Source organism: Streptomyces sp. NPDC002889, assembly GCF_042888425.1.
GTDB lineage: Bacteria > Actinomycetota > Actinomycetes > Streptomycetales > Streptomycetaceae > Streptomyces.
In genome coordinates this window covers 295,336-320,047 of the sequence record NZ_JBIAPT010000001.1, presented here as the reverse complement: position 1 = coordinate 320,047, position 24,712 = coordinate 295,336, and the positions used below count along the sequence as shown (strand labels likewise).

Sequence of the window (24,712 nt, the reverse complement as noted above, 5' to 3'; positions counted from 1 at the left end):
GCGACCTGGAAGTTTGTGGCAGACGTGTGGCGACAGACATCCCTCGACGCCATGGCTGCCTAATCGGATTCCGACGAAGGCCCCTCATCCAGCGCCACTTGAGCGGGACCGACTGCGCGAACTCGTCGAAGAAGCGGCAGCCGAACACGGCCCGGTCGATCAGGTGGCGGCCGACGCCAAGCGAGCGATCCTCCGCGGCGGTGATGCGGCCAGTTCGGCACAAGCCGCGTGAGCGGCACGCCCGTGCGAAGGCCTGTCCAAGCCGGCACGACGAGCGCCCGAGTTCACCGAGTGGCCGGCCGCAGCCGAAGACATCAGCATCGTCACCAGCTCCGTCACCCTCGTCGAAGCAAGCGACCCCAAGGTCACCAGGCGGCCCGCTTCGACTACGCCGTTTCCGCGCGAACATCATCCCGCCCGACCCAATACCCGCGCTCGTTCTCGGGCTCGTCCACGACCAGCACAGTGACGACTTCCGGCCGTCGCTGATGCGGTATTTAGACGAGAAGTCGGGTTTGTTCTGAAATCCTCGAAGGCGACTCGCGAGGCTGGATGCGGCCTCCTTGCCGCATGACAGAACAACGGAGAGTTTGCTGAGCGTCACACCCTCGGGTCGCTTAACATTAGGAGCACCGCTGGTCGGCGCGGCACAGGGATCGGAAAAACTCCTCGCGAGCGACGTCGTCCTCGGAAAGTCGTCCCAGTCACTTCCTCCCTAGACATGGATGAGCTCCTTGTAGTCGGCGGGAAGCTCATCCCCAAGGCTGCGCTCGACCTCGTCCCTAAGGGCGTTACTCATGGTGGGACCTGCTTCTCAGGGTAGATGGGCCCGTGGCGGCTCGATATACACCGTGACGCTTCCCGGCGGCGGTTGGCTGTGTCTGATGACGAGCGTCGTTCAGGGAAGGCGCGGAACGAGCTCCAGCCAGGCTCGCGTCTCCTGGAAGGCGAGGTCGTCACCTTCCAGGAGTGCGCGGAGGGGAAGCAGCGGAGTCAGCATGTTCTTGATCCGGCGCAGTTGCAGCATCTGATCCCGCGGTGCTGATTTCCACCCTTCGGCGAGCCGCGCGCCTGCCTCCAGCGACACTCCCACGTTCCGCAGGATCTCTGAGCAGAGAGCGGGAAGGTCCCGAGCCGCATCCGCGTTGCTGACCCCGAATTCCCGGATCATGTAGGCACGCACGTGGGCAGACTCGGCCATCGCCTGCTGTGGCGTCTGGCTCCGCTCCTTTCTTGAGATTGCGGAGAGAGCGAGACGACCCCATCGGAGCCTGGTTTCGTACGAGAGACCATGGGACTGCATGCCGCCGACGGCGAAATCACGCAACTGTTCCCAGTGCTCCAGCGAGCAGGCCCCCGCTTCGGGTGTCAGCACGTACCGTTCCAGGTCCTCCAGCGAAGAGCCGAGGAACCGGCGCCCGCTCCCGTGGCAGCCGCGCGTTTCAGGGGAACGGTCAGAGGATGGGGATTCCGGCACGTTCAAATGCCTCCTTCCCGATGTCAAGGCTCTCCTGCGAGGGCCAGTAGTGTCCACTCTGGTTGTTGATGTCCATGCCGAAGTAGTTGCCACCGCTTCCGGCGATCTCCGCCTCGCCCGCCGCACGCACAGGTGCCCCGTTCGTCAGCACGGGGTGCTTCAGCTCGGTGCCTTGAACGTGCTTCGGGATGAACACCAGCTCTCCCTCCTCAGTCACCGCCCACTTCACCGTGCCCGAGTTGATGACGTCATCGAAGCCTTCATCGCCGACACGCAAGGGCTTTACTCCGAGACGTTCGGCGTCGGCCAGCTCGCCTGCCAGTTCGCCCGGCATCCGATTGGGGAAGAGGCACGGTGAAAGTCCTCTTGGGTCGCTCCACGTGTGCGGATTGTTGACATACGTTGCTGGGTTCGGGGCAGGGACCAGACCCAGGGGGTCCTGGGTGAGGTAGCGGGCCGATTCCGGGTCGTAGTAGCGGAAGTGGTTGTAGTGGAGGCCCGATTCGGGGTCGAAGTATTGGCCCGGGAAGCGGAGTGGGGTGTATGCCGTGGCGTCGCGGGTCCACGTGGTCGTGCCCCAGAGGGTGGTGCGGGTGCGCCAGGCCACGTCACCTGATTCGTCGACGAGTTCCGCCGGGGTGCCGATCAGGTCGGTGACGATCGCGAAGAAGCGCTCGTCGTCCGTGTCCGTGCGGCGTTCCGTCTGGGCCAGGGGGCGGAGACCCGCGTGGTCCCAGGTCAGGACGACGTTCGCGGTCGTCTGCTCGCAGAGGGTCGTGCCGTCCCAGGTGAAGTGGACCGTCTCGAAAGGGGACTGCTTGGATATTCGGCGGCCCAGGGGGTCGTACGCGTACCGCCAGACCGTGCCGTCCGGTGTGGTCACCGCGGTGAGACGGTCCTCCGCGTCCCACTCGTAGCGCCAGGTGTCGGACTTCCGGGAGAGACGGGTCTTCTGGCGCAGGACGATCCGGCCCTGACCGTCGTGTTCGTAGCGGACGGCCCCCGCGCCGGTGATCCGAGTGCCCTCGTAGGCGCGTGTGCCCGTCGCGGAGTGGGACGGGTGGGTGGCGGGCCACGAGGCCTCCGTCTGGTTTCCGGCGTCGTCGTAGGCGTACTGCTCCGTCCAGCCCCGTGCATGGACGGCCGTGACGCGGCCGGCCGCGTCCAGGTCGAAGCGGCGGGCGCCGGAGAGTGCGTCGGTGATGCCGATGAGTCCGCCGTCCGCACGGTAGGCGTACGCGCGGTGCTGCAGGCGGCGACCCGAGTTGGCGGTAACCTCCTGATCCGTGAGGCGGCCCATCGAGTCGAACGAGGAGGTCAGGACGGCGAAGTCGGCGATGTGGCGGGTGGTTTCACGGCCGAGGACGTCGTGGGTGAAGGACAGCCTCCGGCCCGAGGACGTCAGTTCCGTACGACGTCCCGCGATGTCGTACGACCACGTGCTCGTCGACCCGCCCGGAGTTCTCCGACCAGTTCTCCGTCCCACGGCGTCGTGTGAGAACGAGAGGGTGCGGCCGTTCACGGTCTCCGAGACGAGGCGCCCGTAGCGGTCCCGGAGGCGTCCCAGTGTCGCGTCCGGCCCTGTCGCTGCCGCCAGTTCGTCGAAGACGTCGTACTCGTAGGTGCTGACCGCCCCTTCGGCGTCCTTGCGGACGATCCGACCGAGGGTGTCGCGGTCGAATCGGATCGTCTGGCCCAGGCCGTTCGCCCGGGCGGCCAGACGGCCAGAAGCGTCATAGTCGTAGCTCAGCGCCCGGCCGTCGAAGTCCGTCTCCGTGACCAGTCGGCCTGCCGCGTCGTAGGTGTAGTCCCACGTCAGGCCCTGCGGGTTGGTCACCCGTGTCAGCCGCAGGTTCGTGTCGTGGGAAAACTCGTACCGGACGCCGTCCCGGTACGTGCGGGACGTCAGCAGGTCGAAGTCGGTATACGTGAAACGGGTCGTGGCGCCCATCGCGTCCGTGTGGCTGAGGCAGTTGCCCTCGCCGTCGTACGTCCAGGACTCCACCGTGCCGTCAGGTGCCGTCCGGCGTGAGAGCCGGCCCTCGACCGTCCACTCCATCCGGGTGTCCGCGCCAAGGGCGTCGGTGATCCCGACCGTGCGGCCGAAGGCGTCGTGCTCGTAGCGGGTCGTGGCGCCCAGCGGATCGGTGACCTCGATGGGAGGCCCCGGCGGTCCAGGACCAGCCGGGTGGTAGCGCCGAGCGGGTCCGTCACCGAGGTGAGCCGGCCGGCCGCGTCGTAAGCGAACTCCGTCGTCGCGCCCGAGGGATCGGTCACCGATGTGCGGTTGCCGCGCTCATCGAAGGTCTGGCGGGTGACGTTGCCGTCGGTGCCGATGATGCGTATGGGGAGACCGATTTCGTTGTACTCGGCCCGCCCCTGCCGTCCGTCCGGGCGTTCCAGCACCGTCATACGGCCGTGCTGGTCATAGGTGGTGCGGCTGGCGTGGCCCAGCGGGTCCGTCCGGGACAGCAGTCGGTTGTGACGGTCGTACTCGAAACGCGTGACCGCGCCCAGTGCGTCGATCTCGGCGACGACCTGTGCACGGTCGTTGATCAGATGACGCTCGGTGTGCCCCAGACCGTCGGTGAACGTGGTCATGCGGAGCCCGGTCGTCGGGTCGACATCGTCCCAGGTGAACGTGGATTCGAGATGTCCGTTGGTGCCCGACTGATAGGTGCAGCGATCCTGATCATCGTAGACGTAGTCGTAGCGGCTGCCGTTGGTGTCCGTCCACGACGTGATGCGGCCGTGCTCGTCGCAGCCGAAGCGCAGAGGTTGGCCGGAGGAGTTGGTGACCGAGGTGAGGTGACCGTCGGTGTAGCCGTAGCGGAGGATCTCCTGGTCGGTGCCGTCGGCCGCCGCTCCTGCCAGGTGCAGGGCGGTGACCCTACCGTCGCTGGTGGCGAGCTTGAGGTGGTAGCCGCCGTGGTGGACGATCGAGGTCGGCGCGCCGGCCTCGTCGTACTCGAAGGTGATCCAGCGGCCGTTGCGGTCGTCGATCTGGGCGAGGAGCGCCCGTTCGTCGGTGTGGTCGGTGAAGTGCCAGACCCGCCCGGTGTCGGGATCGGTGATCGTGTAGCCGTCGTCCACCCGGTCCAGGGGCCAGCGGCGGCCGTGCGTGGGCATGACCGGAACACCTGGGGCGGGGTGGGGGTAGGCGAGCAGGCTGCCCTCGGCACAGCTGAAGATGACGCCCTCGGAGTCGATCTCCAGCCGTTGGTCGACGGTGGATGACCATGCCGGGCCGAACCAGCCGACGGCGCGGCGTGAGGAGTCGAAGGTGCGACGGAACACCAAGGGCAGGGAGCCCGGTAGGGCGATGTCCGTCTGTGGCAGGAGCATGCGGCCGGTCGCGATGTCGATCGGGTCCTTCTTGCACACCGTCTCGCTGCATCGCCGGCCGTTGCTGTCCGGGTTGTGTCCGTGGTCCCCGCGGGAGCCCTTGGGCGGCTTGACGCCGTTGCGCATCCCCGCACGGAGGCCGCCTCGTAGCAGCCCTGTGCCTTTGGTTCCGGCGGCTTCGGGTATGAGGCGGCCCCAGAATTCGCTGGGGTCGCTCTTGAGCGTTTCCCAGGCGTTCGCCAGGGCGCGGTCGGGGTTGGCGGCGGTGGAGACCAGGCCGGCGAGCGTCATGTTGACGCCCTTGTAGTACTCGGCCGGGTGGGTGAGGTTGTAGCCGTCGATCGGGTTGACGGAGCGGACGAAGTTGATCAGCCCGGCGGTGCCTTTGGCGGCACCGCCCAGCACGTGCATGTTCTCGACGCCGGTGGCCATGCTCCAGTCGGCGAGCTCGAGCTTGAGTTTCTCGCGGCCTTTGGGTTCCTTGGGGGCGTGGGCCATCGCGGCCGTGACGGCGCCTTTGGCGAGGTCGGCTGCTTCGTTGCGCGCCTTGCGGGCGTCGTTGAGGATCTCCTGGGCGCGTTCCATCGTGGCGAGCCCGGGGTCGGAGAGTTCGCCGGGGTGGGACAACGGGTTGTCGCTGGTGCGGACGGCGTTGTACGCGATGACCTTCTCGTTGTGGGCGTCCCGGGCGTCGTCGGACTCCTTCTTGCCCTGCTTGAACAGGACAATCGCCTCGCGGGCCTTGCTCTGCGCGCTGGTAATGGCGTTGGAGTACCGCTCCAGCGCACCGGCCGCGTCGTCGAACGCGTCGGCCGCGTGCAGCCAGTCGGTGGGCAGGGTGGAGAACTTCTCCCGGAAGGTGTTGGCGGCCTCGCCCTTCCAGTGGCTGGAGTCGAGCCTTCTCATGCCGGCGCCGACCAGGTCGAACGCCTTCTGGAAGTCACGCAGGTTCTTCACCGAATCGGCGATCTTGGTCGGGTTGCCATGGATCAGCTCGTTCGGCTCCTCGGTCTGGCCGAGCTGCTGCTCACCGACCTCCGCCCCGAGTGAGGAGGCGGTGCGGTCGCCCCAGTCCGTGACGAGATCGGCGACCTTGGCGTAGCCGTGGTCCTCCAGGTACTCGCCGGCCTGGTCCGTCACATAGTTGACGCCCCTGCCTGCGAGCTCCTTGCCCTTGTCGATCCCCGCGTCGACCCCGTCGACGATCTTGTCCGTCGCCTTGCCCGCGAGGTCACCGATGATTCCGAAATCCCCCATCAGCGGCTCTCCCCCCACCGCGGCTCCTCGGCCTGCGCGACGGTCGCCTCGTCCGGGTCGAACATCTCGCGGAACTCCGCATCCATCTGCTCACGCAGCTTCGGATCGATCACGCCGGAGCGCTCCATCGAGTCCATCTGTGCGTCCATCACGTCGTACCCGGTGTTCCTCCAGGTCTGCTTCACCTCCTGGTGCGCCTCGACCATCGACTCTTTGCTCCAGTCGGGGTTGTCGAACACGGTCTGGGAGCTGATCTTGTCCCAGCTCATCTGTTTGACCTCGTCCTCGCTCAGGTGCGGGTTCCCGTTCAGCGAGTTGACGCCAATCTTGATCGAGTCCTTGACGTACTGCTCCTGCTCGGCGTACGCACCGACCGACAGGCCCACACCCTGCGCGAAGGCATTGCCCTAGATGGTCAGGGCCCGAACCCCCCACTCCCAGCGCTCGCAGAACGTCGTGAACTGCTCCGTCAGACCGGCATGACCCAACTCCAGCCCCGACAGCGCCAGATCAGAGAACCCCCGCCCGGTGGTCGCCTCACCGATCATGCCGAGCTCCTTCAGCTCGGCATGCGCCAGATCGATGCCCATCGCGATGGCCAGCAGCGCCACCGGCGGCGCCTGCAGATCAGGATCGTTCCCGCTCACACTGTCCCCCCGAGATCAACCGCCACCGCATCGGGCACGATGCCCGCAACCGGCGGAAACAACATGCCCTCGTCACTGCCGGCATCCAGCGCGACCCCCGCCGGTCCCGGCACCATCACATCCAGCAGACGCGCACCCAGAATCGTCCGGTACGCCCACTCCCGCTCCGCCTCCCCACGAGCCCGCGCGAAGTCGGCCAACGCCTCCTCGTCCGAGAACGCACAGATCCACCGCACCCCGCCCTGCTCCGCGGTCCACAGACTCCCGTACGCATCGAACGGCACCAGCACCGCGTTGCGCCGAAACTCCCCCAGCACATGCGCGAACTCCCGTCGCGCTACCACCTCGTCGGCCGGTTCCGCGTCTGACGCGGTCTGTTCCGGAGCCTGCGGCGCCACCGGAACTGTCTCCGGTTCCGACTCCGAGGGGGGCTCCGGCTGTGTCGCCGGAACCGACGCAGCCACCAACTCGGCCAGCGGCGAAACGCGTTGAGGCTTCGGTATGTCCTCCCCGTTCTCAGTCACTCAAGCAATGCTGTCACGCGATCATTCCCGTGAGCAACGCAGGACTTCGGCCTTTGTGTGACGTCTGATTCGCGGGTCTGCAACAGGCCGGGGCTGCTGGAGCGGCTGCCCGAGGTGCCGGGCCGGAGCACACCAGATCATCCCGCTTGAGCGGTCGCGTCGCATGACGCCGCGTCACAGGCTGCCCGCCAAGGAGAAGGAACACTCGTGGCAGTCCCTGTTCAGGATAAAATATCCCTGGAAAGTCCCTGATGCGGCGACTCTGAGCCGAGAATCGTAAGAAATCCGAGGTCAGAAGCTTGATCAGATGCCGCTTCCGTATCGGTCAAGTACAAGGAGACCGCGCGCGGCGGCCTCGCCGTGAACATCATCGAGTGCTGAGCCGTTCACGGTTTCCTGAGCCGGCGGCCCCGGAGCGTGGTGGAGCGCTCCGGAGCCGCCGCGCGGAACCGTCGGGGCCGCGAGACCCCGGCAAAGGACTCAGGCCTGGTTGAGCGAGGCCCAGAACTCGTCGAAGGTCAGCTGACCGTCGCCGTTGGCGTCCTTGGTCCTGATCACCGCTTCGGCGACGGTCTCGGTGACGTTGAAGTCGCCCAGCTGCGCCATCACGCTCTTGTACTCGGCCGCCGTGATCAGGCCGTCGCCGTTCAGGTCGTAGCGCTCGAACGCCTTGCGCGCCTCTTCGATGTCCGCCACTGCTTCCGCCCCTTCTTGGTGCATTACTGACAGGGGTCAGATTATCGGCCGACGCTCGCCGATCATGGAGGGGAGTCCCGTACCAGGGACAGGGAAGGACGTGGGATGAGCAGGGAACTGACGCGGATTCTGGCCGCCGCGGCACAGGGGGAGTTTCCGCCACAGGACGGCGCGGTGAGCGTGGTGCCCCAGCCGAGCACCCGTGACGCCGGAGTGGTGGCCTTCACCGCGCACTCCGTGGTCTTCACGGACGAGGACCCTCAGTGGGTGAGGGCCCAGCTCGCCGCCACCGACTCGGACGGGCTGGCCGCAGCGATGAACCCGGGCTTTCTGTGTGCGCTGATGGCCCGCACCGGCCGTTCCATGAACACCATCGACCTGGTGACGGTGGCAGGCGCCCTGCCCGGTACGCCCGATGTCCGCTGCGCGAGATCGAGGACCCGGAACACCTCAGGGTCGCCCGCGCCCTGAAGTACCGCGACGACGTACGGGTATGGGCCGCCGACGGAGGAGTGCTGATCCTCGGACGGGGGCTCGCGGGCCGGTGGGAGATCGCACTCGAGCTCGAGGAGGAGGCACGGGGCCGCGGTCTCGGTCCGGCCCTGGCACGAGCGGCCCGCCAGTTGGTGCCCGACGCGGTGGTGTGGTCCCAGCAGTCGCCGGGAAATGCGCGCAGCGTCCGGCTGTTCCAGAAGGCGGGGTTCCGGCCGGTGGCGTCGGAGGCGATCCTGACGGCCGGCTGAGCCATCCGACCGCACCCGCCCGGGACCGCGGTGCGGTCCGGGGCTGCGAACGTCCGGCCCTGCGGCACCGTCCGGGCGCGGGGCCGGACGTCTACCGGAAGATGCCGGTGTGGCCGAGCGAGTAGCGGCCGGGCTGCGGATAGACCGCGAGCCCGTGCGGGCCGCTGCCCACCGGGATACGGGCGAGCTGCCTGCCGGTCCGCGTATCGATGGCGTACACCTCGGAGTGATAGCGCCCGGAGAGCCACAGCACCTTGCCGTCGTTCGAGACCCCGCCCATGTCGGGGCTGCCCCCGTCCGGAAGCCACCACTTCTTGGCCAGCTTGTTCCGCCGGAAGTCGAAGACGGAGACGGAGCCCTCGCCGCGGTTGGGGATGTACATCTCCTTGGAGTCACGGCTGATGTAGAGGCCGTGGGCGCCCTTGCCGGTGGGCAGCAGCGTCGGCCGGGTGAACTTCTCGCCGTCCAGCACCCACATGCCGTGCGCGATCATGTCGGCGATGTAGAAGGTTCTGCCGTCCGGGGAGAGCTTCACGTCCTGCGGCATCGCTCCCTTGAAGGGCAGCCTCTGCTGCCCGATGACCTTCATCTTCTCCGTGTCGACCTTGAGCAGCTCACCCGAGAACTCACAGGAGACGATGAAGTACCTGCCGTCCGCCGAGAAGTCGGCGTGGTTGACGCCGTAGCAGGAGACCGGCTCCGTCTTCTTCGTCTCCATGGTGTGCGGATCGCGGAAGACGAGCTCACGGTCGAGGGACGCCATGACGATCGCGTACTTGCCGTTGGGCGTGAAGTACAGGTTGTACGGATCGTGGACATCGACGGGCCTGCCCGCGGCACCGGTCGCCGGGTCGATCGGGGTGAGTGTGTGGCCGCGGTTGTTGTTGACCCACAGCGTCTTCAGGTCCCAGGACGGGACGACGTGCTGCGGCTGCGCACCGACCGGGACGGTCTCGATGACCTTGTACGTCTTCGGGTCGATCACCGAGACGGTGTTGGAGTTGGTGTTGGGGACGTAGATCCGGGACGGGAAGCCCTTGACCGTCGGCGAGAACATGCCCGGGCGGTCGGCGGCATAGACGTCCTCGGGGTCCAGAACGGGCGGCATGCCGGGCAGTTGGCCCGAGGCCGCGGCCTTCCTGTGCCTGTCCGGCGGGGCGGCGGCGCGGGTGACGCCCGCCTCGGTGGTCGTGCCGCCCGAGCCGCAGCCCGCGAGCAGGGCGAGGAGGACGCCCGCGAGCAGCGCCGCGGTCCGCCTGGTGAAAGGAGTCGTCGGATGCATCAGATCAGCAGCTCCGTGGTGGTCACCGCACGCAGTCGGCGGCGGTGGAGTTCGTCGAGGAGGGCGGGCAGAGCGGCGACCGTGTCCGCGTAGCCGAAGTGCAGGCTCACGACCGACCCGCGCTGGATCTGCCCGGTGACATTGCTCGTGACGGCCGGGGCGCCGGGCGAGGTGAAGTCGAGGGAGTCGACGTCGTAGGAGAGGACGTGCGGATAGCCGGCCCGGCGGGCGAGACCGGTGACGAGCGGGGTCGCGTGCCGGGTGCGCGAGGGACGGAACCAGGTACCGATGGAGCCGGTGAGCCGGCGCAGGCGGTCGGCGCATGCGGTGATCTCGGCGTACGCCTGCTGCTCCGGCATCTCGCAGATGCTCAAGTGGCGCTGGGTGTGATTGCCGAGTTCGTGTCCGCCGTCGAGGATCCGGCGAGCGAGCGAGGGGTGCTCGTCCAGCCAGCTGCCGACGGCGAGCACGGTGATCCGGGCACCGGCGCGTTCGGCCTCGGCCAGCACCGCCGTTGCCGTCGCCGGGTCGCCCTGTCCGTGGAAGGTGAGGGCCACCAGGTCGCGGCCCCGTGGGCCGTGCGCGATCTCGGCGGGCTGTTCGGGGAAGCGGCGGGGCCCGGCGGCCGGACGGCGGCGGGACGGGGTGGTGGGCCGCGTCGGCGCGGCGTGCGCCGGGGGCGCCGGCGGCGCGGGACCGTCGGCGGCGCAGCCCGTGGCGAGCGCGCCGGCGACGGCCGCGCCGGCTCCTGCGCGCAGAGCACTGCGACGGTCGATCGGGTTCACGGATAAGCACAATAGGTGCGAGATGCCGGAAAGATAACGATTGACCCAATGGGCAGAGCTTCGGGTCGCGGCCGCAGCGCCTGTCGATCTCCACAGAATCCGCGAAACACTCACCGCAACCGATAGTTATTCATCGATTCACAGGCAGGTGGGCCACTTCACCTATGATTCACTTCCGATGAATACGGTTTTGCTGAAATATGTCCGAGTCTGCACTTTTGGCGATGGGGCGCCCGTCTGTCATAGTCGGGAACGCGACCCCCATTGACCCGGGCCAGGTCGTCTCAGGCCGCCGTGGATACACCCCCCAATCCACGGCGCTCCACACAGAAGCCCCCGCGGCGCCGTCTTCGGCACGAGGGGGCTTCTGTGCGACCGGGTTGCGTACGTCAGTGGTCACTGACGCGCATCTCGAACCAGGTGGTCTTGCCACGCGGCAGCAGATCCACACCCCACCGGTCGGAGAGCTTGTCGACGAGGAAGAGGCCGCGGCCACTGGTGTCCATCTCCTGGACCGGCATCAGACACGGCAGCCCGCGGGAGGGATCACGCACCTCCACCCGGATCCAGCCGCGCCGCCGGAGCATGCGCAGCCCGAAGACCCGCGCACCCGTGTGGCGCACCGCGTTACCGACCAACTCCGAAACGAGCAGGACTGCATGCTCGCCGATCTGCGCGGACAGGGCCCATTGACGCAGAACCACACACTGCGTCAGCCGGCGTGCGGTGGCGGCGGATTCAGGACGGGACGGCAGTCGCACTTCCCCTTCCGCCGGATTGCCGAACAACTCCAGCGCCTTGAGCGCCTGTTCGTCATCGACGGCCGGTGCCCCCCATGCGGCGCCCGCATGCGCGCGCTGCCGCGGTTGTCCCACACCCTCCAGGCCCGCCATGCCTCCATCATGGCCGCAACAGCCCCACCGCGTGACCGTTCCCGGGGAATAGGGTCCCCGGAACGAGTAGTTCCGGGGATGCCGTACGGCATATGCCTCCGGCCTGACGCGACCCCTCACACCCGCCCTGATCTGCGCTGACGCCGAGCCTGTCGAGGAGCGCCGCGCACGCCGCACGGCTACGGCTTAATCCCGCCTTAAGGTTGGGCCGGGCCGGTCACGGAATTGACGCGCCGCCGAAGCGCCGCGCCAACTCAACTCCGATCAGAGGAACTTGGCCTTGCCCGGACCCTCCTCGACGAAGCTGCGCATACCGCGCTCCCGGTCCTCGGTCGCGAACAGACCCGCGAACCAGGTCCGTTCGACCGCGAGGCCTGTCTCGATGTCCGTCTCCAGGCCCGTGTCCACGGACTCCTTCGCCGCCCGCAGCGCGAGCGCCGGCCCCTTGGCGAGCCCCGCTGCCCAGGCGTGAGCCTGCTCGTACACCTCGGCGGCCGGGACGACCCGGTCGACCAGGCCGAGCGTGAACGCCTCGTCCGCCTTCACCATGCGGCCGGTGAAGATCAGGTCCTTGGCCCGGGAGGGACCGATCAGCCGGGAGAGGCGCTGGGTGCCGCCGGCGCCGGGGATCAGGCCGAGCAGGATCTCCGGCTGGCCCAGCTTGGCGTTGTCCGCGGCGATCCGGTAGTCGGCGCAGAGCGCGAGCTCGCAGCCGCCGCCGAGCGCGTAGCCGGTGACGGCCGCGACGACGGGCTTGGGGATACGGGCGACGGCGGTGAAGGACTCCTGCAGGCCGCGGGAGCGCACGACCATCGCCGTGTGGTCCATGGCCTGCATCTCCTTGATGTCCGCGCCCGCCGCGAACACCTTCTCGCCGCCGTACAGGATCACGGCCCGCACGTCGTCGCGCCGGGTCGCCTCCTCGGCGAGCTCGCGCAGCCGGTCCTGGGTCGCGATGTCCAGGGCGTTCATCGGAGGGCGGTCCAGGCGGATGGTACCGACGCCGTCGGAGACTTCGAGGGAAACAGTCATGGGGGCAGGTTAGCCCTGGGGGCCCGAGGGGTCTGCCCCCGCAGAGCGCGGCACATGCGCGGGCCCGGTGCTGTTGCTCACAGCACCGGGCCCGCGGCGAAGCTCTTGGCGGTGAAGCTCTCAGGCGACCCACTCCGACCAGGGCATGTTCCAGCCGTTCAGGCCGTTCTCCGGAGCGATCTGCTTGTCCTTGGAGTTCTTCACGATCACCACATCGCCGATGATCGAGTTGTTGTACATCCAGGCCGCCGGGGTGCCGCCGTCACCGGCGCCGCGGACGTCCCGCAGGCCCACACAGCCGTGGCTGACGTTGGCCGAACCGAACGTCCCTGCCGAGGCCCAGTAGTTGCCGTGCATGAAGGTACCCGAGGAGGACAGCCGCATCGCGTGCGGCACGTCCTTGATGTCGTACTCGCCACCGAAGCCGACGGTGGCTCCGTTCATCCGGGTCACCTTGTACTTCTCGCTGATGACCATCTGGCCGTTGTACGTGGTGGTCGACGGCGCGCCCGCGGTGATCGGGATGTTCTTGATCTGCTTTCCGTCGCGCACGACCTTCATGGTGTGCGCGCTCGCGTCGACCGTGGAGACCTGGCTGCGGCCGATGGTGAACGAGACGGTCTTGGCCTGCTTGCCGTACACCCCGGGACGGCCCTCGACGCCGTCCAGGTTGAGCTTCACGGTCACCTTGGTGCCCGCGGCCCAGTACTTCTCGGGCCGGAAGTCCAGGCGGTCGTTGCCGAACCAGTGGCCCTCGATCGGCACGGACGGCTCGGCGGTGACCTTGATGGCGTTCTCGACGGCCTTCGGGTCGGTGATGCCCCGGGTGAAGTTGATCGAGACAGGCATGCCCACGCCGACCGTCGAACCGTCCTCGGGCGTGTAGTGCCCGATGAAGGTGTTCTGCGGCACGAGCGTGGTGAACGTGGTGTCCTTGGCCGACTCACGGCCCTCGGCGTCCTTGGCGACGGCGTGCACCTTGTACTTGGTGGCGCCGGCCAGATGCTGCTGGGGCTCCCAGCTCGCCCCGTCCCCTGCCAGCTTGCCCTCGATCTTCGTGCCCTTGTCGTCCTGCACGGTGACCGTGGTCAGTTTGCCCTTGGTCGCGGTGACCTTGAGCGCACCGCTGGTGGCGACCGCGTCGGCGCCATCCTTGGGTGCGACGGTCACAACGGCCTGGGAGGCCGCGTTCCCGTCCTGCCCGCCGCCCTTCTTGCCGCCGTCGCCGCCCTTGTCCGAGCTCCCGCCGGCGCAAGCCGTCACAACCAGCATCGCCCCCAGTACCAGTGCGGACAGCGCGGCGCCCCCGCGCCAGCGTCCGGTCCTGGCCGATGCCCCCGATATCGGCTGCCCGTTCACAGTCGTGTTCTCCCCTCACGCGGCCTGGCACCGCCACGGCCCGCACCCCCACGCGCTCCACATGCACGCACGGCGCTAGATAATCACACGGCACGTCATGCAAAGTCCCCGCGAATGTCACCGTTCAGTCCCAAGTCGTCCATCGGAATCGGCTGAGCGAATACGGAGGCGGTGCAAGGGGCGTGCGACAGGCGTGCGAGAGGCGAGGCGGCCTGGCGGACAGGCAGAAGGGGCGCGGGCTCAGTTCAGAGCGGAACCCGCCTTCCAGCTGGTCCAGTCCAGATTCCAGCCGCCGAGGCCGTTGTCCGGAGCGACCCGCTTGTCCTTCGAGTTGACCACTTCCACCACATCGCCGATCAGGGTGCGGTCGAAGAACCAGCCGGCCGGGGCGTCGCTGCTGCCGCCCTTGACGTCTCGCAGGCCGACACAGCCGTGGCTGACGTTCGCCGAGCCGAAGGTGCTCGGGTCGGCCCAGTAGTTCCCGTGCAGAAAAGTGCCCGAGGTGGTCAGACGGATCGCGTGCGGTACGTCCTTGATGTCGTACTCGCCCTTACCGTTGCGCTGCTTGAAACCGACCGTGGCACCATTCATCCGGGTCACGTCGTACATCTCGGAGACCACCATCTTTCCGTTGTACGTCGGCGACTTGGGCGCACCCGCCGTGATCGGCACCGTCGCCAGCAGTTCTCCGTCCCGCCGTACCTGCATGAGGTGGGCCGCGGCGTCCACCAGGGAGACCTGTGAGCGGCCGACCGTGAAGCCGACGGTCCGCTGCTGGATGCCGTACACGGTGGGCGCCCCCTCGACGTCGCGCAGCCGCAGGTCGATGGTGACCTGGGTGCCCGGTGCCCAGTAGGAGCGCGGCCGGAAGTCGAGGCGGTCGTTGCCGAACCAGTGGCCCACGACCTCGACGGGCGGCTCGGACGTGATGCGGATGGCTCGTTCGACAGCCGCGTGGTTCTCGATCTCCCGGTTGAAGGCGAACGAGACGATCATTCCGGTGCCGACGGTCGAGCGGTTCTCGGGCTTGAAGTAGCCGATGAAGCGGTGCTCGGGGACGGCGGTCGTGAAGGTGGAGTGGCGGGCCGTGCGAAGACCGTTGCCGTCCAGCGCCACCACGTCGACGCTGTACTTGGCCGCCAGCTCCAGCCGGTCGCCCTCGTCGGGGGCCCAGCGCAGGCCGTCCTCGGAGATCTGGCCGCGGACCTCGGTGGGGTTCGCGTCCTCGACCTGGGTCACCTCCACCCGCTCCAGACGACCGCTCGTCACTCTCACCCGGAGGCCGCCCTCGGGGCCGACCCCTTTCGAGCCGTCCGCGGGCGTGATGCGGATCGTGTCCTCGGGTGCCCGTGGTTTGTCACCGACGGCGGTGCTGCCGCCGGTGCATCCGACGAGCCCCGCGATCAGTCCTGCCCCTGCCAGGGCGAGCACGACGGCGCGCCCCGCCCTCTTCAGTACATGTGTCACGTGTCGACCAACGACTGCCCCCCTCCAGGGGAAACGTCGAGGGCGACGTGAGGGCGAACGGAGGGGGAAACGTGAGTGCCCGGCCATGTTGGGAGCAGGGTGGTGCGGGCAGAACTGGTGGGAGGACCACGCGTGGGGTGCTCGCGGCCGGGACGCCGCGGGCGGGTGCACGCGGGGGCGAGCCGCGGGAGGCCGGCAGGTGTCGAGCGCAGCCGAGCAGGAGACAGCGCAGGAGGGAGCGCGGGGCGAGCTGCCCGGCCTGCCTGCGACGGTGGCCGGCGTCAACGGCCGGCACAGAGAGCCGGGCGTTGTCCGCACGCCGCCGGTGTGGCCGGGTGCGCCGACACCGCTCGGGGCACGCTACCGGGTCGGGCCCGACGGGGTCGCGGGCACCAACTTCGCGCTGTGGGCGGGCGGGGCGGAGGCCGTCGAGCTGTGTCTGTTCGACGAGGCGGGTGCGGCCGCCGGTGAGACACGCCTTCCCCTGACCGAGCTGACGCACGAGATCTGGCACGGTTTCGTGCCGGGAATCCGGCCCGGGCAGCGGTACGGCTACCGGGTGCACGGGCGGTGGGACCCATGGACGGGTGCGCGCTGGAATCCGGCGAAGCTGCTGCTCGACCCCTACGCACGGGCTGTGGACGGCGACTTCTCGCTGCCGCCCGAGGTGTACGGGCATGTGCGGGACTGGCCGCAGCAGCATGTCGCCGACACGGTGCGCGACGAGCGGGACTCGGCTCCCTTCGTACCCAAAGGGGTCGTCGTCCACGACGAGGCCGACGGCGACGAGTGGATGGACGACCGCAGGCCCAAGACCCCCTGGGCGGACTCGGTCATCTACGAGCTGCATGTCCGCGGGTTCACCAGGCTGCACCCGGGAATTCCCGAAGAGCTGCGGGGCACGTACACGGGGCTCGCGCACCCCGCGGCGATAGAGCATCTGGTGTCGCTCGGCGTGACGGCGGTCGAACTGCTGCCGGTGCACCAGTTCGCGCACGAGGACCATCTGCTGCGCCGGGGTCTGCGCAACTACTGGGGTTACAACTCCATCGGCTACTTCGCCCCGCACGCCGGATACGCCTCGCGCGGGACACGCGGGCAGCAGGTCGGCGAGTTCAAGCGGATGGTGCGGGCGCTGCACGCTGCGGGCATAGAGGTCATCCTGGACGTGGTCTACAACCACACCGCGGAGGCCGGCGAGCTGGGTCCGATGCTGTCGCTGCGCGGGATCGACAACCGCGGCTACTACCGCCTGCAGTCGGATTCCCGGCGATATGCGGACTACACAGGGTGCGGCAATACGCTGCATGTGGTGCAGCCCCATGTGCTGCGGCTGATCACCGATTCGCTGCGCTACTGGGTGACCGAAATGGGCGTGGACGGCTTCCGCTTCGACCTGGCGGCGGCACTGGCGCGTTCCATGCACGACGTCGACATGCTCTCCCCGTTCCTGGCCGTGATCGCCCAGGACCCGGTGCTGCGCAGGGTGAAGCTGATCGCGGAGCCGTGGGACGTGGGCAACGGCGGCTACCAGGTAGGGGCCTTCCCGCCGCTGTGGACGGAGTGGAACGACCGCTACCGGGACGCCGTAAGGGACTTCTGGCGCGGCGCGCTGCCCGATGTGAGAGATCTCGGCTACCGGTTGTCCGGCTCCAGTGATCTGTACGCATGGGGCGGCAGGCGGCCGTACGCGTCCATCAACTTCGTCACCGCCCACGACGGCTTCACCCTGCGTGACCTGGTCAGCTACGAGCAGAAGCACAACGAGGCCAATGGCGAGGGCAACCGGGACGGCACGAACGACAACCGGTCCTGGAACTGCGGCGCCGAAGGCGAGACGGACGACCCGCAGGTCAATGCGCTGCGCCGCAGGCAGGTGCGCAATCTGCTGACCACGCTGCTGCTGTCGACGGGTGTGCCGATGCTGGTCGCGGGCGACGAGATGGGCCGTACGCAGGGCGGCAGCAACAACGCGTACTGCCAGGACAACGAGGTCAGCTGGCTGGACTGGTCGCTGCCGGACCAGCCGGAGCAGGCCGGACTGCTGGCGCTGACCAGGCGGCTGCTGGCCCTGCGCCAGTCCCATCCGGTGCTGCGCCGCCGGGCCTTCTTCTCCGGGCGCCGGCAGGCGGCGGACGGCCTGCGGGACCTCGCCTGGTTCACCCCGCACGGTACGGAGATGACGGAACGGGACTGGTACGCCCCTTCCGCCACGCTCGCGTTGTACCTGTCCGGGCGCGACATCCCGGGCCGGGACGCCCGGGGCGCACAGGTGACGGACGACAGCTTTCTGACGATCCTGCACGCGGCGCACCGGCCGGCACGGTTCACGCTGCCGGGCGCGCCGTGGGCCTCGGCGTACGAGCTGGTGGTCGACACCTCGAGGGAAGACCAGGACGCCGCCCCGGGAACGGTGCACGAGGGCGGCGCGGTGGTGACGGTACCTCCGCGGTCGGTGCTGCTGCTGAAGGTCCGGGGGTAGGGCAGTGGGGGTGCCGGCGGGCGGCCGTCGGCCGGGTGCCGGCCGCCCGCCGGCACCGCGTCGCGACCACGGATCCGGGCAGACGACGGAGGAGAAAACCACATGAGCGTTGTCAGTGGTGAACCGTAGGCTCACACCTGATGCCCACCTCACCCGAAGACACCCAGGACCGGTCCGCCGTGCGTACGCTGCTGCGGCTTTGGCCGTACGTACGGCCTGTCCGCGGCCGTCTGCTCAGCGCTGCCTCGGTCGCCGTCGTGGCCTCGTGCCTGGGCGTCGTCATCCCGCTCGTGCTCAAGTGGATCGTCGACGGGCCGGTCGCGGACAGCGACCCCGGCGGGGTCTGGCTCGGGGCACTGGTACTGCTGTTGCTGGGCATTGCCGAGGCCCTGCTGTTCGGCCTCCGGCGGTGGCTGGTGGCCCGGCCGCTCGCGGGGGTGGAGGCGGCCATGCGGGCCGATCTGTTCCGGCATCTGCAGCGGCTTCCGGTGTCCTTCCACGACCGCTGGGCTTCGGGTCAGCTGCTGTCCCGCGGCACCACCGATCTGATGCTGATCCGGATGTTCCTGGCCTTTCCGCTGACCTTTCTGCTCGTCAACGCGGCCACGATCCTGGTCGGGTTCGTGATCCTGCTCGGGCAGGAGTGGACGCTCGGACTGGTGCTGCTCGCGCCCGTCGTGCCGCTCGTCATCGTGTGTTCGGTGTTCGAGGCGCGGTACTGGCTCGTGGCGCGGCAGGCACAGGACCAGGTCGGCGATCTGACGACGGTCGTCGAGGAGAGCGTGCTCGGCATCCGTATCGTCAAGGGCTTCGGCCGTCACCGCTCCCAGGCCGAGGCCTTCCGGAGGCAGGCGGAGCGGCTGCGCGGGACGGAGCTGGGCAAGGCCCGGCTGCTGGGCGGCATCTGGGCGCTGATCACCACGATCCCGGAACTGGCGATCGGCGCGGCGCTGGTGCTGGGCACGATCCAGGTCGCGGACGGTGATCTGTCGGCCGGCACGCTCGTGGCGTTCCTGTCGACGGCGCTGGCGCTGCGCTGGCCCGTGGAGTCGATCGGTTTTCTGCTGGCGATGAGCCAGGAGGCGGCGACGGCGACGGAACGCTACTTCGAGGTGCTGGACGCCGAGGAGGAACCCGATACGTACGAGGAGGCCCGGGAGCGGCCGGTCACCGGCGCGGGCGGACTGCGGTTCGAGGGCGTCGAGTTCCGCTACCCGGACGCGCCGGCGGACACCGATCCCGTCCTCGCCCGGATCGACCTCCACGTCCGGCCGGGGGAGACCATGGCCCTGGTCGGCGCCACCGGCAGCGGAAAGACGACGCTCACCGCGCTCGTGCCGCGGCTGTACGAGACCACCGCGGGGCGGATCACGCTCGACGGCGAGGACGTCACCGCGATGCCCCGCGAGCGGCTTCGCGCGCTGGTGTCGATGGCGTTCGAGGAGCCGACCCTGTTCTCGACGAGCGTCGGCGAGAACGTCCTGATGGGCGCAGGCGGTGCGGCATACGCGGACGGCGCGGACCACCCGGGCGGGACTGGCGGCCCGGGCCGCCGGGCCGACGCGGACGACACGGACGACACGGGCAGGACGGCATTGCGGCGCGCGCTGGACATCGCCCAGGCCGACTTCGTGGACGGCCTGCCGCAGGGCACCGCCACCCAGGTCGGCGAGCAGGGCCTGAGCCTCTCCGGCGGCCAGCGCCAGCGCCTGGCGCTGGCCCGCGCGGTGGTCGGGCAGCCGCGCTTCCTGGTCCTCGACGACCCCCTCTCGGCGCTGGACGTCCATACGGAGGCCCTGGTGGAGGCGGCACTGCGCCGGGTGCTCGACGACACGACGGCGCTGGTGGTGGCCCACCGGCCGTCGACGGTGATGCTCGCCGACCGGGTGGCACTGCTGTCCGAGGGGCGCATCGCCGCGGTGGGAACCCACCACGAACTGCTGCGTACCAACGCGGAGTACGCCTGGCTCATGTCCGGCGCCGAAGGGAGCGACGCACGATGACCTCGACGACCGCGATGGACGGCATCGAGGACGCCGACGACACCACGTCCGCCGCCCCGGACCCGGCGGTGCCCGGCGGCCGGGACCCCTTCGACCGGGACGAGCTGCCCACACCCGCCGGGGCGAGGGGTGCGCTGTTGCGTTCCCTGCTCGCCCCGCGGCGCGGCCGGGTGGTGACCGCCGCGCTGCTTCTGGTGCTCCAGCAGGCCGCGGTGCAGGCCGGCCCACTGCTGGTCGCGTACGCCATCGACCGCGGCGTACCGGCGTTCCGCGCGCACGACTACGGGCCGCTGATCGCCGTCGCCGCGGGATACGTGGTGTGCGCGCTGGGCGCGGGGGCATTCCAGTACGCCTTCATCCGGGTCGCCGCCCGCGTCAACCAGGATGTGCTGCTGGATCTGCGCGGCCGGATCTTCCGCCATGCCCAGGCGCTGAGCGTCGACTTCCACGAGCGCTACACCTCCGGCCGGCTGATCTCGCGTTCGACCACCGATGTCGAGTCGCTGCGCGAGCTGCTGAGCGAGGGTCTGCAGGAGCTCATAGGGGTCGTCCTGGCCTTCGTCCTCATCTCGGCGATGCTGCTCTGGCTCGACCTCGGGCTCGGCGGGGTGGCCGTGCTGTCGTTCGTCCCGCTGTATCTGCTCGTACGGCTGTACCAGCGGCGCGTCAGGCCCGTGTTCATGACCCGCTCGACGGCGATCGCGGCGGTGATCGTCAAGTTCGCGGAGACGATGAACGGCATCCGGCCGGTGCGTGCCTTCCGGCGCGAGCGCGCCAACGACGCCGAGTTCCGGGTTCTGAACCATCGTCATGAGCGCAGCAACGGTGACGGACTTCTGGAGATGGCGCGCTATGTCGTCGGCTCCCGGCTGGTGGCGAACGCGGCCGTCGCCGGGATCGTGCTGTGGGGCGCGTACCGGGTGGCGGGCGGAACGCTGGCGCTGGGTGTGCTGGCGGCCGCCGTGCTGTACCTGCGGCGGCTGTACGACCCGATCGACCGGCTCGGTATGTTCCTCAACTCCTACCAGTCGGCGGCCGCTTCCCTGGAGAAGATCGCGGGTCTGCTGGCGCAGGTGCCCATGGTCCCGGAGGCACGCGAGCCCCGCGGGCTGCCGGCTCGGGACGCCGGGTATCCGGGCCGCGAGGTGTCCTTCGCATCGGTCCGTTTCGCGTACCGCACGGGCGGGGAGGTGCTGCCGCGCTTCGATCTGACGATCGAGGCCGGTCGGACCGTCGCGGTGGTCGGCTCGACCGGCGCGGGCAAGTCGACGCTGGCCAAGCTGCTGGCCAGGTTCTACGACCCGACCGACGGGCAGGTGCTGCTCGACGGCGTCGATCTGCGCGACCTGGCCACGCGCGAACTGCGGCGCGAGGTGGTGATGGTGACCCAGGAGGCGTTCCTGTTCTCCGGCACGGTCGCCGAGAACATCGCGATCGGCCGTCCGGACGCGTCCCGCGAGGAGATCGAGCGGGCGGCGAAGGCGATCGGCGCGCATGACTTCATCAGCTCGCTGCCCGATGGCTACGACACGGACGTGCGCAAGCGAGGCGGACGCATCTCCGCAGGCCAGCGCCAGTTGGTGGCCTTCGCCCGTGCACTGCTCGCGGACCCGGCGGTGCTGATCCTCGACGAGGCGACCAGCTCCCTGGACATCCCGGGCGAGCGCGCGGTGCAGCGTGCGATGGACACGGTGCTCCAGGGCCGTACGGCGGTGGTGATCGCCCACCGTCTGTCGACGGTCGAGATCGCGGACCGGGTCCTGGTGATGGAGGGCGGCCGCATCGTGGAGGACGGGACTCCGGGTGAACTGATCGGCAGCGAGGGCCGGTTCGCGGGCCTGCACCGGGCGTGGCGGGACAGCGTCGTGAGCTGAGGCGCGCCGGTGCCGGGCCGCCGAGGGGACGACGTGGTGGCAGGACCGGGCCCGCACAGCGAGCGACCGTGCCCGTCACGGGGCCGAGCGGGTCGCGAAAGGGTCCGTTCGGAACGAGCCATGCTTCGCTGCCCTCATCTCGACCGGGACCACCCCGTGCACAACACTTCGTTCACACATGCCGCGTTGGCACCGCCGCCTGACTCCCGCTGCGGGTCCGGCCTTCGGCGCATGCTCGTCGACATCGCCGTGCTGACCGGCGAAACGTCCGCTTAACGAACATGACTCAACGTTCAACGAACGATTTCCGGCCAACTTCTTGTCGCGCTCCTGACAGGAGGGCGCAACTGCTGCCACTCTTCCCCCGATCCACGCTCCACAAAGCTCCACATGCTCGACGTGCTCCACATGCTCGGCATGCTCTGCCCGGCCGGCCCACCCAGCCCGCCGGTACCCCCCTCGCAGAAGGAGTTCGCGTGAGACCCACGCATCGCCGTCGCGCCACCGCGACCGGAGCTCTTGTCGCCACTGCCGCCCTCCTCGCCGTCGGTTTCCAGGCCGGTACGTCCTCGGCCCAGCCCACCGCATCCGCCGCCCCGGCCGCGGCGAAGGCGGGCAAGGCCGACCCGGGCGCCCTGCCCCGGAGTCTGACCCCCGCACAGCGCGCGGAGCTGATACGCGAGGCGTCCGCCACCACGGCCGCCACCGCGAAGGAACTGGGCCTGACCGCCCAGGAGAAGCTGCTCGTCCGCGATGTCACCCAGGACCGTGACGGCACCACGCACACCCGCTACGAGCGCACCTACGCCGGGCTGCCGGTGCTCGGTGGTGACCTCGTGGTCTCCGAGTCCAAGGCGGGCGCGACCGAGTCGGTCTCCAAGGCGTCCAGGGCCACGCTCAAGAACGTCGACACCAGTGCCGACGTCGCACCGTCCGTCGCCGAGAAGCAGGCGCTGGGTGCGGCCAAGGCGGAGGGGTCCGCGAAGACGAAGGCCGACCGCGCGCCGCGCAAGGTGGTCTGGCTGGCCGAGGGCAAGCCGACGCTGGCGTACGAGACCGTGGTCGGCGGCCTGCAGCACGACGGCACGCCGAACGAACTGCACGTCGTCACCGACGCCTCCAACGGCGCGAAGCTCTTCGAGTGGCAGGCCATCGAGACGGGCACCGGCAACACGCAGTACGGCGGCCAGGTCACCCTCGGGTCCACGCAGTCGGGGTCGACGTACAACCTGACCGACGGCGGCCGCGGCGGCCACAAGACGTACAACCTCAACCGCGGCACGTCGGGCACCGGCACCCTGTTCTCCGGACCGGACGACATCTGGGGCAACGGCCAGCCGTCCAACCTGGAGACCGCGGGCGCGGACGCCGCCTACGGCGCCGGTCTCACCTGGGACTACTACAAGAACGTGCACGGCCGCAGCGGCATCCGCGGTGACGGCGTCGGCGCCTACTCCCGGGTCCACTACGGCAACAACTACGTCAACGCCTTCTGGTCCGACAGCTGCTTCTGCATGACGTACGGCGACGGCTCCGGCAACGCCAAGCCGCTCACGTCCATCGATGTGGCCGCGCACGAGATGACGCACGGCCTCACCTCCGTCACCGCGAAGCTCGTCTACAGCGGCGAGTCCGGTGGGCTCAACGAGGCGACGAGCGACATCTTCGCCGCGGCCGTGGAGTTCTACGGCAACAACGCCCAGGACGTCGGCGACTACCTGGTCGGCGAGAAGATCGACATCAACGGCGACGGCACCCCGCTGCGCTACATGGACAAGCCGAGCAAGGACGGTTCGTCCAAGGACGCCTGGTACTCGGGCCTCGGCGGCATCGACGTCCACTACTCCTCGGGCCCGGCGAACCACTGGTTCTACCTGCTCTCCGAGGGCAGCGGCACGAAGACCATCAACGGCGTGAACTACGACTCGCCGACCTCCGACGGACTGCCGGTCACCGGCATCGGCCGTGACAAGGCCGCGCTGATCTGGTTCAAGGCGCTCACCACCAAGTTCAACTCCACCACGAACTACGCGGCCGCCCGTACCGGCACCATCGCGGTCGCCACGGAGCTGTACGGAGCGACCAGCCCCGAGGTGAAGTCGGTGACCGACGCGTGGGCCGGCATCAACGTCGGCGGCCGCCCCGGCGGCGGCGACCCCGACCCGGGCACCGTCTTCGAGAACACGGCCGACGTCACCATCCCCGACCTCGGTACCGGGACCTCCTCGGTCAGCGTCACCGGCCGCACGGGCAACGCTCCCGCCGCTCTCAAGGTCGGCGTGGACATCGTCCACACCTGGCGCGGTGACCTGGTCATCGACCTGCTGGCCCCGGACGGCACGGCGTACCGCCTGAAGAACTCCAGCGGCAGCGACTCGGCCGACAACGTGGTCGAGACGTACACGGTCAACGCCTCCAGCGAGGTGGCCAACGGCACCTGGAAGCTGCGCGTCCAGGATGTCGCCCGCTACGACACCGGCTACATCAACAGCGTCAAGCTCACCTTCTGACCAGGCTCACCACGAACGGGGGCGCTGCCCGGGACGCCGCTACGGCTCCCGGGCAGCGCCCTGCCACGTGTCGGACGCCGAACTCGCCGCTGAGCGGAGGATCAGGTTCTCCTCAAGCAGGAGCAACGGCATCGCAAAGATCACCGGCCGAGGACCGAACGAAAAGATCGTGATCAACTCAATTGCCGCTTCCCTCCTGTCCACCCCCCAGTAGCTTCACTGGTGCCCTGGACGCAACACGACCACCAGCGGGGTTCGTCGACCCCGACAACTGCTCGCCGGCCAAGCACTACAGGCCGTAGCCGTAGAGCGGTACATCAGTAAGGCCGGGCCCAG

13 protein-coding genes and 3 pseudogenes are annotated in these 24,712 nt (G+C 69.0%); 5 read left to right on the top strand and 11 right to left on the bottom strand.

The window, feature by feature from the left end; translation table 11 throughout:
* Positions 1–898 precede the first annotated feature (898 nt).
* From ACFYWI_RS01420 to ACFYWI_RS01400, 5 genes and pseudogenes are all read right to left on the bottom strand, one after another.
* The gene (locus tag ACFYWI_RS01420; RefSeq protein ID WP_389223687.1) at positions 899–1,483 is read right to left on the bottom strand and encodes a hypothetical protein; all 585 of its coding nucleotides are present in this window, start codon (positions 1,481–1,483) and stop codon (positions 899–901) included.
* A pseudogene (locus ACFYWI_RS01415) lies at positions 1,455–6,079 on the bottom strand (putative T7SS-secreted protein). Before ACFYWI_RS01415 ends, ACFYWI_RS01420 begins: the two are co-directional and overlap by 29 nt.
* A pseudogene (locus tag ACFYWI_RS01410) lies at positions 6,079–6,726 on the bottom strand (hypothetical protein). The pseudogenes ACFYWI_RS01415 and ACFYWI_RS01410 overlap by 1 nt, the downstream one beginning before the upstream one ends.
* A complete protein-coding gene (locus ACFYWI_RS01405) occupies positions 6,723–7,124 on the bottom strand; it encodes an SseB family protein (protein ID WP_389223684.1) in 402 nt (133 codons plus the stop codon). The pseudogene ACFYWI_RS01410 and the gene ACFYWI_RS01405 overlap by 4 nt, the downstream one beginning before the upstream one ends.
* A 606-nt stretch (positions 7,125–7,730) precedes the next feature.
* Positions 7,731–7,946, bottom strand: a complete 216-nt coding sequence (locus ACFYWI_RS01400) for an EF-hand domain-containing protein (RefSeq protein WP_384044606.1) — start codon at positions 7,944–7,946, stop codon at positions 7,731–7,733.
* Between the two features lie 105 nt (positions 7,947–8,051).
* On the opposite strand from ACFYWI_RS01400, the pseudogene ACFYWI_RS01395 reads away from it, so the two are divergent.
* Positions 8,052–8,689, top strand: a pseudogene (locus tag ACFYWI_RS01395) (GNAT family N-acetyltransferase).
* Between the two features lie 91 nt (positions 8,690–8,780).
* On the opposite strand, the gene ACFYWI_RS01390 reads toward ACFYWI_RS01395, so the two are convergent.
* The 6 genes from ACFYWI_RS01390 to ACFYWI_RS01365 form a co-directional block, all read right to left on the bottom strand.
* Entirely contained in the window at positions 8,781–9,971 is a 1,191-nt protein-coding gene (locus ACFYWI_RS01390; protein ID WP_389223680.1) for a hypothetical protein, read from the bottom strand.
* Positions 9,971–10,756: a polysaccharide deacetylase family protein gene (locus ACFYWI_RS01385; protein WP_389223677.1), complete on the bottom strand. Its 786-nt coding sequence runs from the start codon at positions 10,754–10,756 to the stop codon at positions 9,971–9,973. The genes ACFYWI_RS01390 and ACFYWI_RS01385 overlap by 1 nt, the downstream gene beginning before the upstream one ends.
* A 389-nt stretch (positions 10,757–11,145) precedes the next feature.
* Positions 11,146–11,649, bottom strand: a complete 504-nt coding sequence (locus ACFYWI_RS01380) for an ATP-binding protein (protein WP_389223674.1) — start codon at positions 11,647–11,649, stop codon at positions 11,146–11,148.
* A 264-nt stretch (positions 11,650–11,913) separates the two neighbouring features.
* Positions 11,914–12,681, bottom strand: a complete 768-nt coding sequence (locus ACFYWI_RS01375; RefSeq protein ID WP_389223671.1) for an enoyl-CoA hydratase/isomerase family protein — start codon at positions 12,679–12,681, stop codon at positions 11,914–11,916.
* Between the two features lie 120 nt (positions 12,682–12,801).
* Positions 12,802–14,040 (bottom strand): Ig-like domain-containing protein, encoded by a 1,239-nt coding sequence (locus ACFYWI_RS01370; RefSeq protein ID WP_389223663.1) that lies wholly within the window; start codon positions 14,038–14,040, stop codon positions 12,802–12,804.
* 240 nt (positions 14,041–14,280) lie between these two features.
* Complete coding sequence (locus ACFYWI_RS01365) at positions 14,281–15,507, bottom strand: Ig-like domain-containing protein (protein WP_389223660.1); 1,227 nt, start codon at positions 15,505–15,507, stop codon at positions 14,281–14,283.
* A 259-nt stretch (positions 15,508–15,766) separates the two neighbouring features.
* Here ACFYWI_RS01365 and glgX point away from each other — a divergent pair, with 259 nt between their 5' ends.
* The 4 genes from glgX (at position 15,767) to ACFYWI_RS01345 (ending at position 24,376) form a co-directional block, all read left to right on the top strand.
* Positions 15,767–17,989: a glycogen debranching protein GlgX gene (gene glgX / locus ACFYWI_RS01360; protein WP_389224428.1), complete on the top strand. Its 2,223-nt coding sequence runs from the start codon at positions 15,767–15,769 to the stop codon at positions 17,987–17,989.
* A gap of 140 nt (positions 17,990–18,129) precedes the next feature.
* Positions 18,130–19,992 carry an ABC transporter ATP-binding protein gene (locus ACFYWI_RS01355; protein WP_389223657.1) on the top strand — a complete coding sequence of 621 codons (1,863 nt, stop codon included), beginning with the start codon at positions 18,130–18,132 and terminating at the stop codon, positions 19,990–19,992.
* Positions 19,989–21,866: an ABC transporter ATP-binding protein gene (locus ACFYWI_RS01350; RefSeq protein ID WP_389223654.1), complete on the top strand. Its 1,878-nt coding sequence runs from the start codon at positions 19,989–19,991 to the stop codon at positions 21,864–21,866. The genes ACFYWI_RS01355 and ACFYWI_RS01350 overlap by 4 nt, the downstream gene beginning before the upstream one ends.
* A 476-nt stretch (positions 21,867–22,342) precedes the next feature.
* Positions 22,343–24,376, top strand: coding sequence for a M4 family metallopeptidase (locus tag ACFYWI_RS01345; protein ID WP_389223651.1), 2,034 nt, complete (start codon positions 22,343–22,345; stop codon positions 24,374–24,376).
* The last annotated feature ends 336 nt before the right edge of the window (positions 24,377–24,712 follow it).